Below are 16,849 nucleotides of genomic sequence, written 5' to 3' on the forward strand. Positions count from 1 at the left end.
TTCCAAACCCTAGGTTGGAGCAATGCTATCTGGTACAAGAGGCTTCATGTGATAGGTGTCGTTTTCGCTACCATCATCTGTCTTATGTTTGCATTCACTGCAATCGCTTTTTACCTACAGTCTATCGGCGTATGGCCTAGCGTAGGCAATATTTGGACGCTTGGGCAGCATGCCGCATTGTAAAATCTTTAGACATTAATAATAATATGATAAAGTTAGATGCCAAAATTCCAAAGGGTCCTTTAGCGGAAAAATGGAATACTTACAAGGCTAATCAGAAGCTGGTGAATCCGGCCAATAAGCGTAGATTGGATATCATAGTCGTAGGTACTGGGCTGGCAGGTGCGTCGGCAGCTGCTTCGTTGGCAGAGATGGGCTTCCATGTGGAGAACTTCTGTATTCAAGACTCCCCTCGCCGTGCACACTCTATCGCAGCTCAAGGTGGTATCAATGCAGCGAAGAACTATCAGAATGATGGTGACTCTGTGTACCGTCTATTCTATGATACAATTAAAGGTGGTGACTACCGTGCAAGAGAGGCCAATGTATATCGTCTAGCAGAGGTGTCCAATGCAATTATTGACCAATGTGTAGCGCAGGGTGTGCCTTTCGCTCGTGAGTATGGTGGTACATTGGCCAACCGTTCCTTTGGTGGTGCTCAGGTATCACGTACTTTCTATTCAAGAGGTATTACGGGTCAGCAACTATTGCTAGGAGCTTACTCAGCACTTTCCCGTATGGTGGGCCTAGGTAAGGTCAACCTCCATACTCGCCATGAGATGGTTAATCTAGTAATGGTGGATGGTCGTGCAAGAGGTATCATCGTTCGTGACTTGGTTACTGGAAAGCTAGAGCGCTTCTCTGCACACGCTGTGGTGATTGCAACTGGTGGTTATGGCAATACCTTCTTCCTTAGCTCCAATGCTATGGAGTGTAATGGTTCGGCCGCTTGGCAGTGCTACAAGAAGGGAGCCGCATTTGGTAATCCTTGTATGGCTCAAATTCACCCAACCTGTATCCCACAGCATGGTGACTTCCAAAGTAAGCTAACGCTGATGTCGGAGTCGCTACGTAATGATGGACGTATTTGGGTGCCTAAGAAGAAGGAGGATGCCGAGGCTATCCGTGCAGGTAAGCTACGACCAACTGAGATAAAGGAAGAAGATAGAGACTACTACCTGGAGCGTAGATATCCAGCCTTTGGTAACTTGGTGCCTCGTGATGTGGCATCGCGTGCTGCTAAGGAGCGTTGTGATGCTGGCTATGGCGTAGGGACTGGTAATGCAGTTTATCTAGACTTTGCTGAGCCTATCCAGCGTCTTGGGCTAAAGGTAGTTGAGGAGAGGTATGGTAACCTATTCCAGATGTATGAGAAGATCACTAATGATGATCCATACAAGACCCCTATGATGATCTTCCCAGCTATCCACTATACAATGGGTGGCCTATGGGTAGATTATGAGCTGCAGACCACTATTCCAGGCCTATTCGCGATTGGAGAGTCCAACTTCTCAGACCACGGTGCCAACCGTCTGGGTGCTTCTGCATTGATGCAGGGGCTAGCTGATGGTTACTTTGTACTTCCTTATACGATCCAAAATTACCTATCAGATCAGATTCAGGTGCCACGTTTCAGCACAGATCTACCAGAGTTTGATGCTGCTGAGAAGGAGGTGACTGACCGAATCCACAAGTTGATGAATATTAAGGGTAAGCAGTCTGTGGATGACCTTCACAAGAAGCTTGGTCACATCATGTGGGATTATGTAGGTATGGGTCGTGATGAGGCTGGGCTAAAGAAGGGCCTAGAGCTGATTGCTGAAGTGAAAAAGGAGTTCTGGTCCGATCTATTTATCCCTGGTCAGGCTATTGACCTCAATGTAGAGTTGGAGAAGGCACTTCGCCTTGCTGACTTCATTGAGATCGGTGAGCTAATGGCTCATGACGCTCTTGACCGTAAGGAGTCTTGCGGTGGTCACTTCCGCCTAGAGTACCAGACTGAGGAGGGTGAAGCTCTTCGTGACGATGAGAACTTCGCTTACGTTTCTTGCTGGGAGTACCAAGGTGAGGACAAAGCACCAGTGATGTATAAGGAACCTCTTGACTATGAGTTCGTAGTGAGAGCCCAGAGAAACTATAAGTCTTAATAACCCTTTCGTAAGATTAGACACAAAACTATGGATAAAGACATTAATATAAAGGTCAGAGTCTGGAGACAGAGGAGTGCTAAGGAGAAAGGGCACTTTGAGACCTACGAACTAAATAATGTATCTCAGGGTAGCTCCTTCTTGGAGATGCTTGATATATTGAATAACCAGCTGATTCACAAGGGTGAGGAGCCAGTGGTATTTGATCACGACTGCCGTGAGGGTATTTGTGGTATGTGCTCACTATATATTGATGGGCACCCACACGGACCTGACTCTCTTGTGACTACTTGTCAGCTGCATATGCGTAAGTTCAATGATGGTGATACCATTACTATTGAGCCATGGCGTTCTGCTGGATTCCCAGTGATTCGCGACTTGATGGTGGATAGAACTTCATTTGATAAGATCCAACAAGCTGGAGGATTTGTCAGCGTCAATACAGGTAGTGCTCCAGATGCCAATTCTATTCCAATTTCACACGACGTAGCAGAGATGGCGATTGATGCCGCCTCTTGTATTGGTTGTGGAGCTTGTGTAGCTGCATGTAAGAATGGTTCGGCTATGCTCTTCGTGAGTGCTAAGGTGAGCCAATTCGCATTGTTGCCACAGGGTCGTCCTGAGGCAGCTAGGCGTGCCAAGGCTATGGTGGCAAAGATGGATGAGCTGGGCTTTGGTAACTGTACCAACACCCGTGCGTGTGAGCTGGAGTGTCCAAAGGGCGTTTCGGTATCCAACATTGCTCGCCTCAATAGAGAGTTTATCAAGGCTAAGTTTAAGGATTGATCCTTGATATAGCCTTTATGATATTTGAAAGCCCCTCCGAGCGACTCTCGGAGGGGCTTTCAACGTTGAGGCTGTTGCACATTCAAGTTTAGACATTTTGGATTGACTTTTTGCTGATTTTTGTCTTATCTGGCTTGAGAAACTGCCTTGTTGTTTGATTATTCTCCTCTGTAAAAGCTCCAAATATGAGCTTTTACAGAGGATTTCTAGTACTTATCTCATAACAAATGCTCCTCTTATAGAGGCTTCTTCATTTTCTAATAATCTATTAACCGAGTCAACCTTTTTCAGGAAACCACATTGTGTAATTAAGCGTTTAGTGAATAATTCGCTCAATTATAATGGATTTCCAGTTCTCTTTCAAATTTTCAAAGAGGAAAAAGACTCCGTCGCCCATATCTTGCGGATTTCATCCCGCAAGATGATTGGTGTATACAGGCTGACGCAGTAGTCTCAAGGTGTCACAGTCGACTCTATCAAGCAGAATATCGGATGAGGCATTTTTAGCAAATGTGCGAGAATAACACTTCGTGCAACATACTCATTGAAGAGGTTTATTAAATTTAATCCCTATTTTTAGGTATGAAAATATATTTATTTTAATCAAAAATAGGTATTGAGGTGCAATATATACTTTCATAACTTTGCAAACAGAGTTACACATGAAGCAATACGTATATGAAAAGGTGAGAAATGAAGAACTTTATTACTAAAAAGTTGTACTTAACGATATCGGCAATACTCAGTGGTCTACTACTGACCGTGAGTGCGGTACAAGCACAATCTGTCGTTAAGTTATTTACAATTACTGTCACGGACAGAAGTACGCAGTCTCCTCTGCAAGGAGCACTGGCTACGCTGACCCTTGAGAATGGTAAAATATACCGCAATGTGGCAGACTCTCAGGGGAATATTTACTTCGGAAAATTGCCTGAAGGTGTCTATAGGATGCGAGTGACCTTTATTGGCTATACCCCCTTTGAGCAAAACCGTGTGAAGCTACCAGCTAAGAGCAATGGGCTGGTGGTTGGTTTGGCACCTTCGGATGAGCAACTGAGTGAGTTGGTTGTTGTGACCGCTAAGGAGACGAAGGGTATGACGAGTGGCTCGAAGATTGATCAGGAGGCAATGAAGCACATTCAGGCTTCTAGCTTTGCAGATGTTTTGGAACTGCTCCCTGGAGGTGTAGCTGTGGATCCGTATGTGATGACGCCGCAGCCTATACGCTTGAGAGAGGCTCACTTCCCATTCGACACCGGAGGGCGTATGATGCCTCGGGTGAACCAGCTCAACTATGCTACGGCCTCGCTTGGTACTGCATTTATTGTCGATGGTATGCCAATTGCTAATAATGCCAATATGATGACCCTCTCCGGTCTTGGCTCTAGTAATAATGGTGCTGTCAATAGTATCTTTAATACAGAAGGGGTTGACCTGCGTACCATAGGTACAGATGAGATTGAGAGTGTGGAAATCATCAGAGGCATTCCCTCTGTGGAGCATGCTAACCTAAGTACGGGGCTTATCAATATCAAGCGCAAGCGTACGCTGAATGACTTGGAGGCGAGATTTAAGGGTGATATGAGGAGCTACCTTACCTATATCGGTAAAGGCACCAATGATATTGGCAAGGATTATAATCTGAGTATGGGCCTCAGCATTCTTGCTTCTAGTGCTGATCCAAGGTTCCGTCAGACCTCCTATCAGAGGATCACAGGATCTATACGCTCTACGAAGCTTTGGCACTTTGATTCCGGAAGCCTTAGTTGGCTTGCAAACTTGGACTATACCGGTTCATTAGATGGCGAGAAGGTGGATCCGGATCAATCCTACAGCCAGCAGGACTCCTATCGCGTGAATTATCATCGTCTCTCTACGAATCACTCCTTAAGGTTTACGCCGAATAAGAAGGGATTATTTGCAGGGATGAGCTTAGATATGGCAGTCAGCTATGTCAATGATGTCATGAAGATAGTGCGAGGGGTGCAACATGATAATAAGCCTTTTGTCTACTCCATGAAAGAGGGTGAGTACAACTGGGGATTTTACCCCGGTGGGTTCTTTATCGCTAAGCACCGTGTAGATGATCAGCCTTTTTATGCCTACACTAAGCTGAAGGGAGAAAGCCTATTCTGGTTAGGAAAGGTACATAATCGGGCTATTTGGGGCTCGGAATGGAACTACAGTAAGAACTTTGGGGAAGGAACGATCTTTGACCCCGAGCGCCCTGTATTTAGAGACCCTTCCCAACGCCCCAGGAGGTTTAGTGACATACCGGCACTGAATAGGCTCACTTTCTTTTTGGAAGACAACATGAGCATTAACGTCAACGACCATGTGCTTTCCTTGCAGGCCGGGGTGACTACATCTACATTACTTGGGCTTGACAAGTCTTTTACAATGAGCGGTCACTTCTACACAGACTTGCGTGTCAATGCAAAGTACGATGTGGCTCCTATACAGATAGGAGATAAAAAGCTGGGGATTCACTTTGTCGGAGGGTATGGAACACTTCGTGTTTTCCCCGTCATGCAACAACTGAATCCGGAGAAACTCTATTGGGACTTTATTCAACTCAATACCGGTGGATTTCCTAATAGAGATAGCTGGATAGTCAATGCTAAGACTTATATCTTCCAACCTAATTCTACACAACTTGAGCCGGCGATAAACAAGAAATGGGAGGTGAGAATGGATCTGGACTATGATCAATATTACTTCACCGCTACCTATTTCCGGGAAGATATGCCTAATGGCTTCAGACGAGTGGGTGAGCTGACAACCCTCTCTTTCAAAAGGTATGATATATACAGTATCGACTGGAGAAACCTAACGGCACCACCTGATCTCTCCAAGATGAAGTATAAGGAGTATAAGGACTTTGCACTAATCCCATATACTAGGAATGGTAGCCAGACCAAAAAGGAGGGAGTAGAATGGGTGTTCAGTACTCCAAGGTACGACAAGATCCATACTCGTCTGACATTCTCTGGAGCATGGTTTAAGACTATATATAGAAATAGTGCACCGCTGTATGTCCAGCCCGATGTGCAGTTGGGTAAGCAATTGGTATTCCCGTACTATGGTCTATATAAGGACGAGGAGGGCTTGACAAGTGAGATGCTCAATACCGATTTCCGCTTTGATACGTATCTGAGGAAGTATAAGTTTAACCTTTCTCTCTCGATACAAACTAACTGGTATGCCTCCTCTGAATTTCTCCCTAAGTCTGATCGGCCTGACTACTATGTAGACCTCGACTTGGTAGAGCACCCCTATACCGAAGAGTCAAAGAAAGATACTTATTTGCAACACCTCTTCCGTGGAGAGTTGAAGCCTTTATTTGAAAAGTATACGGTGCCGATATGCACACACTTTAATGTGAAAGCAACCAAGTACTTTTTTGATGAAAAGCTAAGGGTGGCACTCTTTGTGAATCGTCTCTTTGACTATAGTCCGGACTACTATCATGAAGGGTATCTCCACCGGAGAAATAGGTATCCCTATTTTGGAATGGAGTTGAACATTAAGTTTTGATCAGTTTATGAAAAATAAAAGAGCAATTTTTGCGTTATTGTTGTTTCCATTATACACAGTCCTATTGAGTGGTTGTGAACTAAAGACCGATGACGTTAACATTATGTGTGAGTTAACGATAGAGGCCAGCCTACCTAATCCGGATTGTAAACTGGTAGATCTCAAGGACCTGGTCTTAGAAACTACTAACCTTAACACTAAAGAAGTGATTAAGCAAAAGGTTACGGAATTTCCTTTCACAATAACGCTACAAAAAGGTTATTACCAAAGAATATACATGGATAGCCAAAGTGTGACAGAAGAGAATACCGTTACCGGTGAAAAGCGAGTGCGGTGGATTCGTGGTTCCAAAAACGATCTATACTTGCTACAAGATAAGCAGAAGGTACAACTTACTTTCTTCTACATGAGATAAAGAGATACACTTATGAATACAAAAAAATATATATCAAGGATAGTTGGATATGCCTTTGTTATAGTTGCTTTTCTAATGAGCCCATACTCAGTTAGTGCACAGAATCATTCTGCCCACAAAGTGATTGACCATTACGAAGAGCGGCAGATGCTCCCATTCCGTTTTATCTCTCCTTTTGACCTCAACCCTTCATTAGCCGTCAAGCGTTGCGACAGTTCATTATCATCCATTGTGGTCTCTTACAATGCCCACAATAATGATGACTCAGGCCTGTATCAATATGGAAGAGGATATAACCATGTACGTATAGATGCAACCAGCTTTCAAAGGAATTCCTCTCAACAGCTGTGGGGTCGTGCCTACTATCAAAAAGGAGTTAATAAAAGTATCAAGTGGATGTCCAGTTCGGACTTACCGGAGATTTATCCTTACTTTACTGCTGATACAGTAGGAGGAAATGTGAAGTCTGAAGTCTACTTTTTTTCCGGAGGTCTTAACCAAAATACCTGGAGGGGTGGGTCTATAGGTGTGCAAGCCTCTTACAGAGCTCTACATGAGTTTAGAGACACTGACCCCCGTCCCCGTAATGTCGTTTCAGACTTTCGGAGTACGGTGGGCTTATCTCAGCTTATTTCAGATGAGTATTTTGTCTCTGTAAGTGGGCGGTATGATGTCTATAAGCAACGCAGCTATAAAGTTGAGTTCGCCAACGAATTGGGCGGTGTGCATGAGATGAGTATGAAAGGGCTTGGTGAAATTACGAAACGCTTTAGTGGGGCTAATGGCTCTTTGTATTATCGCAAGAGTGGCTATGGTGCTACCATCGAGTTTGTTCCCAAAGGCAGGTCAGGTATTTATGGCTCACTTGGGTATATGAAGCATCAGCTAGAGCGGGTAATCACTGAGAATAACCATGCTCCAACGAATAGCTATATTCAAAAAACAATTACCGCTTCCATCGGATACCTTCAGGAGCGTAGCCGGCAATTCTCATGGGGAGTGGCCAACCACTACGCTTACTCACATAAGAAGGGATTTGATAATATCATTGGCGATGATGGCTCCGGAGAGCTCTTAGTCCTCGAGACACAGCCCATTTTTTATCAACAGAAGTGGGAGGATAAGGTGACGGTGAGCCAAGAGCAGTATTGGAACCATGGCATTAAGTTTCAGACCGACCTATCCGCCTATGCTTCAGAGGAGTATATTGCTAATATTTACCCGGATGATAAGGTCCACTTGGCACGCATTGGTGGCATTGTATCCGGCACTATCAGTAAGCGTTGGGACAAGTCTCTACTGACCATTAATGTGGGTGCTGACTATAATGCCAATATTGACGGTTCATTTGACTACGATAGAGATCGGTACACCAAACGAAAAGATTTGCAAAAACCAAATCCTGATGAATACATTAGTGAGTATCTTGATCATACCTTTGCATTCCTCCAATCCAATAAACTTAAATTGAACGTAACGCCAACCTATGCTGTTGAGTTTGGGCAGGATGATACTTCCCCACTTGTCTTTACCATTAGCGCCAACTATCTTTATACGACGAATCAAGTAAGGTATAAAGCCCATACGGCAGTTGTGTCTTTTGGGTTGTCTTTTTGAACGCTATAATTATTTAATGCCATGAAGTTAAAACAAGATTATAAAGCGATGCTTCTTCCTTTTTTCATCATGCTTCTCTGCCTTGCATCCGGTTGCAAGAAGGAGTTGGGAGTGAAGGAAATCAAGGAGACATCTGTAGAGGTCAGCTTGAAATTACCTGCAAAATATGAGGTTGAAGAAGCTGAATTTATGCCGGTTGCTGTTACTGTAAAGCTGCAGCATGTAATGCTTCCGCACCTTTCATATGAGGTTACTGTAGAGCAGTATGACGGGTCAGAGCCTATAGTTGTACCCAATGTGCAAGAGGGAATTTATGATATTTCGTGCAAAGCCTCATTTTCATTTAAGGATAAGGGAGAGCAAGGGCTTAGACGCATTTCCACCAGACTGTATGAGCAGCGTGGGGTGGCAGTTAGATACTACAAAGAGAGTAAGTTTAAGAATCAATGCTCTCTAAGTTATGAACCGAGCATCAAGAATACCCGCAGTACCTCCTCTTTTGTGATTGCAGAGATTGGATTTAAGGCCACTGAAAATAATGGGGTGGGACAATACTTGATCGTTGCCAACAATTCACATGAAACTCTCTATGCCGATAGTTTGCTTGTGGTAGAGGGAGCTTACCAAACGCTCAAAGGCTATGCCCCTTCTTTTTCTAGCGTTGTAAGGTCTTCGCTCCCTATTCATAGAGCATACTTACTTCCGGGTAGTGGAAAGCAATACCCAATCGAGCCAGGGAGTGTTATGGTTTTGAATACGGACAAGCTGGTAAAGTTTGTGGATAGTGAGGAGGTTGCTAATGAGCGTGGTTTTTTCTCAGATAATGGTACGAGAGTATTGGCTCTAGCACGCACCAAATTGACTAAAGAGGCATTTGGTAAGAAGTTTACCCACACCAATCCATCTCCGACAGATAAGACACCTAAGACTTTCTTTACGTTGCCCAATAACTGCATTTTTGATGCTGTTGTATTAAGTCTTCCTCAGGATGGTGACGGCGATGTTAAGAATGCTATTAGTTCTGACCTTGACAAGGGTTATACAGGTTGGTCTTCTGCTATAGATGAGATGCCTAAGGCGGGAACTATCCTAAAACGAAAGATGCGACAGGGCGTAAAAGATGAAAAAGTTTATCAGGATTCCAATAATTCAACTCTGGATTTTGAGCTTGCAAAGTAACAACATTTGAAATACTTTTGGAAGAGATAAAATAGTTTCGGATATGGTTTTGCCTGGATCCGAAACTATTTTTATTTAGTCTGCTCGCGGTGTGTCCCGCCGATGATTACTATTCCGTTGCTGTCTCTTTTCCGCTAGATAGCTCACGTGCTTTTCGGGCTTTCTCAAATGGTCTGTTGATTAAGGTTTGGAGGGAGCGTTGACAGTGTCGTGACTGGCATCCATTGTGGAGATGAAGGCTGAGATATCAATGCCCTTCACGCTATCTTTGAGCTTAGGTAGCTTTTTGCGCTCCACAATTGTAAATATCATTTCTCGAGCCTCTCCTTTGTACATGCCTTTGCCCTGAATGATAGTCCCTCTAATCTCTAGATCGTTGAGTAGTAGATCTCTAATCTCTTCGGTTTTAGAGGAGACGATAAAGACTGCTTTCTTGGGGTTTTCGGGCTGAAGGAAGTTGACGATCTGGCCGTATATGATAATGGTTAGCCATGAGTAGAGAGGTACCGTGAGGTCGCCAAATACGATAAGTCCAAATATCACCACAATCGAATCTATTACGATAATGGTATCACTGAGCTTGTAATTACTCCCTTTCGCAATCACTCTACTCAGAACATCTGTTCCGGCGCTGGTGCTTTCGGCTTTGAATATCAGAAAAACCCCCACACCTAGAATGGCACCGCCATAAAAGGCAGAGAGTATTCGATCATTACCTATCAATCCAACATTTTTGACCATTTGACCAATTAGGTCGGTGAAGAAAGATATAAGAAGAAAGGTGGCAACTGTTTTGCCAGCAGAAGAGAGCCCGAGCTTTTTTAGGGCAAGGAGAAGTAACGGCACATTGAAGAAAAGTGCTGTGGTACCAATGGGAAGTCCATCAGGGGCAAATGAAAATAGTCCCTTGGTAAGGTGATTGAGGGCGATGGTGATACCATAGACTCCGCCTGGAATAATATTGGCAGGGGCAATAAATACGGAGTAAGCGATTGCTTGGAGTAGCGAGCCAATTACGATGTAAAGTGCATCAGTGAGTGGCTTACTCTTTTGCAATCTTGCGTGCCATCGTTGCTGGACGTACGGTTTTGGAGGTAGCTCTTGCATTTCTAATTATATCTTATAGGTAATAGCTTCCGCAAAAATACCCAATTTGACTGAGTTCACATAATTCTAAATGGCGCCAACTAGTCATTCTCTATCATACCTATTCATTTGTTTTCTAACTAAACTTTATCTTTATCCAGCCAAGGAGTTCTCTGTCTTTGTCTTCTAAGACAGCTTTCGACCTGTCGGATTGATGCCTGTGAAATAAATTAGGAGCATATATCCAAAGAAGTCTTGTATTTATCAAAATAAAAGCGTAAATTTGGAAGTAGTTCAGAAGCTTAAGAATAACCATATAGAAGCGAAGTTATAATAATGAGTTACCTAAAGTTTGACCGGTCTAGCCTTACCAATCTTGACGAGTCTTTGCAGCGGGAAATCTTGTGTGCCAATAAAGGTGGAGCCTACTATTGCTCAACGATTTTAGGCTGTAATACACGTAAGTATCACGGTATGCTTGTGGTGCCTTCTCAAAATGACTCTGTGGCCAATCGGTGGGTCTTATTATCATCCCTAGATGAGACCGTAATTCAGCATGGTGCAGAGTTTAATCTTGCCGTCCATAAATATGCTGGAGGAGTCTTTAGTCCCAATGGTCATAAGTATATCCGAGAGTATGATGTGGAGAAGGCTGTGACCACCGTTTTTAGGGTAGGGGGTGTGATACTCTCCAAGTCTTTTCTGCTCTCAGAAGACAGAAACCAATTGATTGTGAGGTATCGACTACTAGACGCCCACTCAAAAACGACCCTTCGCTTTAAGCCGTTATTGGCATTTCGCAAAGTTAAAGAGCTAACATACGAGAATAATCATATTAATTGGGATTATAATGAGGAGACCAACGGCGTTTCTCTCTCCCTCTATGAGGGGTGTCCAAGGCTTTATCTCCAATTTTCAAAGCCTACCCAATATACTCATGCTCCGCATTGGAATAAGCATCACTATTATGATAAGGAGGCGGAGCGAGCACACAATTGTATAGAGGATTTGCCAGTGCCAGGTCTCTTTGAGTGTGAAATCAAAAAAGGAGAGGAGATTTATCTTTCCATTTCTGATGAGGTATGTGATCCGAATAATCTTAAGGAGGAGTTTGATCAATCTGAAAGTACCGTTATTCCTAGAGATGGCTTCCTTAATTGTCTCAAAAGGACTGTTGATCAATACTACTATGAGCCAGAACCGGGCAAGAGCTATCTACTTGCTGGTCTACCTTGGTTCGATGTTCGCCATAGAGACCAGATGATAGGCCTTACTGCAGCGAGCTTTGGAATCGGAAAGCCTGAGCGATATAAAGCGGTGATGGACAATACGTTGGCAGCTCTTGATAGCTTTTATCAGAAGGGGGAGCAGGACCAAGTGATCAAAGGACTTGATCAGCCAGATGCCTTATTATGGCTTATAAATTGCGTGCAAGACTACTCTCGCTGGGTGGGTATGGAGAAGACGCGTGAAGAGTACGGAGCTGTGGTGAAGAAAGCACTTGGCTTTATTCGGGCGAATAAGCATCCACTTATTAAGGTGATGGATAATGGTCTACTCTATGCGATGCCTGAGAGTGGCGATAAACCAATCACTTGGATGGATGCTACCATTGATGGTTATCCAGTGGTGGATCGGCAGGGGTATATTGTGGAGTTTAATGCCCTTTGGTACAATGCTCTATGTTTTAATAGAGCTCTATTTGGCATTGACGATTATAAGGAGGACGATTATATAGATAGGGTGGCAGAAAGCTTTATCCGCGTCTTTGTCAATGAGCATGACTATCTATTTGACTATGTTGTAGAAGGTCGTGAAAAAGATTGGAGTGTGCGCCCTAATCAAATCTTAGCGGTAGGTCTTAGCTATTCGCCTTTATCGCGTAAGCTGCAGAGGAATATCTTAGATATTGTCACTAAGGAGCTTCTCACCTCCAAGGGACTTCGTACGCTATCACCGATAAGTGGCTTTTACCGAGGCTACTGTGCCGGTAATCTTGCAGAGCGCGCCTATTCTTACCTTCAGGGAGGTGTGTGGAGTTGGCTGATCTACTATTATTTAAGTGGATACCTGAAGCTATTCAGGCGGGTTGGTGTGTCGTTTGTGGATCGGCTCTTGATCCCATTTGAGGATGAGATGAAACTACACGGGATAGGCAGTATCTCTGAGGTTTATGACGGTACACCACCATATACCGCTAGAAGTGGTATTTCCTTTATGCTGAGTGCAACGGCCATTCTGAGAATCCAAAATAGGTTGAAAGAGTTTGATGAATATAAGTCGGACGATATTTTTGACCTGCGGCTGAGTATGACCTCACACCACAAGGGTTCTCCAGAAGAGGGCAATGAGCCAATTGAGAATAATCACGACCAAAATTGATGTGGATATTATGAAAGCATTGATGTTTGGGTGGGAATTTCCACCTCATATCTTAGGAGGGCTTGGTACAGCGAGCTATGGTCTTACCAAGGGACTTTGTAAGCAACAGGATATGGAGGTTACCTTTGTTATCCCAAAGCCTTGGGGTGATGAGGATAAGTCGTTTATGAAGATTATAGGGGCGTCCCAAGTGCCTATTGTCTATCGTGATGTGAACTACGACTACGTGAAGGATCGCATCGGAAATGTGATGGAGCCTGAGGAGTATTATCGCCTGAGAGACCACATTTACGCCGACTTCTCCTATATGCTAACTAATGATTTGGGCTGTATTGAGTTTTCGGGAAAATATCCCGATAATCTCTTTGAGGAGATCAATAACTACTCGATTGTTGCAGGGGTGATTGCTCGGACTGAAAACTTCGATATCATTCACGCCCATGATTGGCTAACTTACTCTGCTGGTATTCATGCCAAGCAGGTATCAGGAAAGCCATTGGTGGTACATGTGCATGCGACGGACTTTGATAGGAGTAGGGGGAATGTCAATCCTCAGGTTTATAGTACGGAGAAAAATGGCTTTGACCATGCTGATCATATTATGTGTGTGAGTGAAGCGACTCGACGCACCGTCATTGAGAAGTACCATCAGGACCCTAGCAAGGTGACTGCGGTGCATAATGCGGTTACTCCTCTTGATCCCGAGATATTGGCGATCCCTGATAAACGTGGAGTAAAGGATAAGGTAATTACCTTCCTCGGTCGTATCACTATGCAGAAGGGGCCAGAGTTTTTTGTGGAGGCTGCTTGTAAGGTACTTCAGCACACGAAGAATGTACGCTTTATAATGGCTGGAAGTGGAGATATGATGGATCAGATGATACGTTTGGTGGCCAAGCGTGGTATCAGTGACCGTTTTCACTTCACTGGATTTATGAAGGGTAAGGAGGTATATGAAATCTATAAGGCGAGTGATGTCTATGTGATGCCTTCTGTATCGGAGCCCTTTGGAATCTCTCCACTGGAGGCGATGCAGTGTGGTGTGCCAAGTATCATTAGCAAGCAGTCGGGGTGTGCTGAAATCCTCGATTATGCTGTAAAGGTAGATTACTGGGATGTGGATGCTTTGGCAGATGCTATGTATGCCTTAGTATCGTACCCTGCAATGCATCACTTCCTATCCGAGGAGGGGCTGAAGGAGGTGAATAGTATCAAGTGGGAAGATGTAGGAATAAAGATTCGTGCGATCTATGATCAGCTATTGTCATAGAGGATTGACGAAGGAATAAGGAAAAAGACTCATTATGAAGAAAAAGGTTTGTTTTGTCTTTCAATTGCATCAGCCATTTAGGCTAAAGCGCTATCGTTTCTTTGACATTGGTAATGATCATTACTACTTTGATGATTTCCAAAACGAGGAGATCTTTACGAAGTGTGCTAGGGAGTCCTATCTCCCAGCTTTGAAGTTGTTCCTTGACTTAGTGAGGGAAACGAAAGGGGAGTACCGCTTTGCATTAGCTATTTCAGGGGTGGTATTAGAGCAGATTGAGCTCTATGCACCAGAGCTGATCGATGTGCTTGTGGAGTTGGTTGGTACGGGAAGTGTGGAACTTCTTGGCGAGACTTATGCCCATAGTATTGCGTCACTTTATGAGGAGAAGGCTGAGTTTAAGACACAGGTGAAAGCTCATGCCAATAAGCTCAATAGTATGTTTGGAGTGAAGCCGAAGGTATTTAGAAATAGTGACCTCATATTTGATGATAGCATCGCTATTTCTCTCAAGGAGTTAGGCTTCAAAGGGGTGATTACTGAGGGTGCGAAGCATGTATTAGGCTGGAAGAGTCCCAATCATCTCTATGCTAGTAGCCTTGAGCCACACCTTAAGCTACAGCTTCGCAATGCTCGTTTTACCGATGATATCGCTAAAAACTTCAACCGTTATGATTGGAGTGAGTTTCCACTAACGGCAGATAAGTATGCTAAGTGGCTTTCTGAAACTCCTGAGGATGACCAGCTAATCACTATTGATATGAGTTTGGATGTCCTTGGTGTAGGGCAGCCTGCACAGACGGGTATCTTTGACTTCTTCAGAGCACTTCCTAAGTATATTGTTAAGGCTGGAATGGAGTTTACTACTCCATCGGTAGCTATGGAGCAGCTCAATTCTAAGGATCTTCTTGATATACCAGAGCCAATTTCCTGGTCGGAAGAGGAGAAGAATACGCTTAGCTGGTTGGGCAATGACCTACAAAAGGAGGCATTTAGCAAACTAGAGAAGTGGGCTGAGCGAACTCGCTTGTCACGCGATCGCCGACTGATACAAGATTGGCACTACCTACAGAGCTCTGACCACTTCCTTTATATGTCTACTCAAAATGAAGATGCTTGGAGGTACACTCCCTATGAGAGTGCCTACAGTGCATTTAGCAACTATATGAATGTTCTGAGTGACTTCTTGCTACGTGTGGAGGCTGAGTATCCTAGCAGTATTGAAAATGAGGAACTCAATGCCTTGCTGACGACAATTCAAAATCAGGGAGACGAAATCCAGAAGTTACAAGAGGAGATCAAGGAATTAAAGGAGCAAAAGAAGAAAAAATAGTATAGAGGTAATTCATGTCCTTTTGAATACTGGTTACCTATATCAAATACAGTAAATAACCATACAAAACACTATCAACATGAAACAAATTGACTGGTCAAATCTAGGGTTTGGATATTTTCCAACCGACTACAACGTTCGCTGCTACTACAGAGATGGTAAGTGGGGTGAGCTAGAGGTTTCTTCTGAAACTACTATTAATATTCACATGGCAGCTACTTGTCTTCACTATGGACAAGAGGCTTTTGAGGGAATGAAAGCCTTCAGAGGCAAAGACGGTAAGGTGCGCCTATTCCGTGCTGAGGAAAATGCCAAGCGTATGCGTCGCTCTTGTGAGGGAATTATGATGGCACCTATGCCAGAGGAGCTTTTCCTACAAGCTATTGACCTTGTTGTAAAGAAGAATATCGACTATGTACCTCCTTACGAGAGTGGTGCTAGCCTTTATATTCGTCCGATTATCATCGGTCTTGGTGAGCAGGTGGGTGTGAAGCCAGCTAATGAGTATCTATTCCTAGTATTTGTATCTCCAGTAGGTCCATATTTCAAAGAAGGTTTCAAGCCTACAGCTATGGCCATTATGCGTGGTTATGACCGTGCTGCACCTCTTGGTACAGGTACCTTCAAGGTGGGTGGTAACTATGCAGCAAGTCTTAAGAGTGGTATGATCGCTCACGAGAAGGGCTACTCTGCAGTGATTTACCTAGATGCGAAGGAGAAGAAGTATATTGATGAGTGCGGTCCTGCCAACTTCTTTGGCATCAAGGGCAATAGCTATATCACTCCAGAGAGCACCTCAATCCTACCTTCTATCACCAATATGAGTTTGACTCAGATCGCTAAAGATCTCGGTATGACCGTTGAGCGGCGCCATGTACCTGAGGAGGAGCTCGCTGAGTTTGAGGAGGCAGGTGCTTGCGGTACTGCAGCGGTAATCTCTCCAATCTCTCATATTGACGACCTTGATACTGGTAAGGTCTATACCTATTCTACCAATGGCGAGGCTGGGCCTAAGAGTACCAAGCTCTATAATACCCTAAGAGCTATCCAGTATGGCGACATTGAGGATAAGCATGGTTGGGTTACTTTCGTAGAGT

At 44.0% G+C, this 16,849-nt stretch carries 11 protein-coding genes and 1 pseudogene; 11 read left to right on the top strand and 1 reads right to left on the bottom strand.

All coding sequences use genetic code 11. The annotated features are described in order from the left end of the window. From QVO39_RS07325 to QVO39_RS07355, 7 genes and pseudogenes are all read left to right on the top strand, one after another. A pseudogene (locus QVO39_RS07325) lies at positions 1-183 on the top strand (succinate dehydrogenase); the annotation flags it as partial. A gap of 23 nt (positions 184-206) precedes the next feature. Then, complete coding sequence (locus QVO39_RS07330; RefSeq protein WP_021903628.1) at positions 207-2,147, top strand: fumarate reductase/succinate dehydrogenase flavoprotein subunit; 1,941 nt, start codon at positions 207-209, stop codon at positions 2,145-2,147. A gap of 30 nt (positions 2,148-2,177) precedes the next feature. Further along, a complete protein-coding gene (locus tag QVO39_RS07335; protein WP_018028097.1) occupies positions 2,178-2,933 on the top strand; it encodes a succinate dehydrogenase/fumarate reductase iron-sulfur subunit in 756 nt (251 codons plus the stop codon). A gap of 693 nt (positions 2,934-3,626) precedes the next feature. After that, positions 3,627-6,470: a carboxypeptidase regulatory-like domain-containing protein gene (locus tag QVO39_RS07340; RefSeq protein WP_021903629.1), complete on the top strand. Its 2,844-nt coding sequence runs from the start codon at positions 3,627-3,629 to the stop codon at positions 6,468-6,470. A gap of 7 nt (positions 6,471-6,477) precedes the next feature. After that, positions 6,478-6,885, top strand: coding sequence for a hypothetical protein (locus tag QVO39_RS07345; RefSeq protein ID WP_018028099.1), 408 nt, complete (start codon positions 6,478-6,480; stop codon positions 6,883-6,885). Positions 6,886-6,897: 12 nt separating this feature from the next. After that, positions 6,898-8,502, top strand: a complete 1,605-nt coding sequence (locus QVO39_RS07350) for a DUF6850 family outer membrane beta-barrel protein (protein ID WP_021903630.1) — start codon at positions 6,898-6,900, stop codon at positions 8,500-8,502. 21 nt (positions 8,503-8,523) lie between these two features. Then, positions 8,524-9,681 carry a DUF4876 domain-containing protein gene (locus QVO39_RS07355; RefSeq protein WP_018028101.1) on the top strand — a complete coding sequence of 386 codons (1,158 nt, stop codon included), beginning with the start codon at positions 8,524-8,526 and terminating at the stop codon, positions 9,679-9,681. A gap of 180 nt (positions 9,682-9,861) precedes the next feature. Here QVO39_RS07355 and QVO39_RS07360 read toward each other — a convergent pair whose 3' ends face one another. Further along, on the bottom strand, positions 9,862-10,788 hold the full coding sequence (locus tag QVO39_RS07360) for a YitT family protein (protein WP_021903631.1): 927 nt from the start codon (positions 10,786-10,788) through the stop codon (positions 9,862-9,864). Positions 10,789-11,103: 315 nt separating this feature from the next. Between QVO39_RS07360 and QVO39_RS07365 the strand changes: the two genes are divergently transcribed. From QVO39_RS07365 to QVO39_RS07380, 4 genes are all read left to right on the top strand, one after another. Beyond that, complete coding sequence (locus tag QVO39_RS07365) at positions 11,104-13,149, top strand: glycogen debranching enzyme N-terminal domain-containing protein (RefSeq protein WP_021903633.1); 2,046 nt, start codon at positions 11,104-11,106, stop codon at positions 13,147-13,149. Between the two features lie 10 nt (positions 13,150-13,159). After that, positions 13,160-14,419, top strand: coding sequence for a glycosyltransferase family 4 protein (locus tag QVO39_RS07370; protein ID WP_288171914.1), 1,260 nt, complete (start codon positions 13,160-13,162; stop codon positions 14,417-14,419). A 34-nt stretch (positions 14,420-14,453) separates the two neighbouring features. Then, positions 14,454-15,752: a glycoside hydrolase family 57 protein gene (locus QVO39_RS07375; RefSeq protein ID WP_021903635.1), complete on the top strand. Its 1,299-nt coding sequence runs from the start codon at positions 14,454-14,456 to the stop codon at positions 15,750-15,752. Between the two features lie 79 nt (positions 15,753-15,831). Next, positions 15,832-16,849 (top strand): branched-chain amino acid aminotransferase (locus QVO39_RS07380; RefSeq protein WP_026161687.1); only part of this gene is annotated, 1,018 nt, incomplete at its 3' end.

Source organism: Porphyromonas sp. CAG:1061 (assembly GCF_000435035.1).
GTDB lineage: Bacteria > Bacteroidota > Bacteroidia > Bacteroidales > Porphyromonadaceae > Porphyromonas_A > Porphyromonas_A somerae.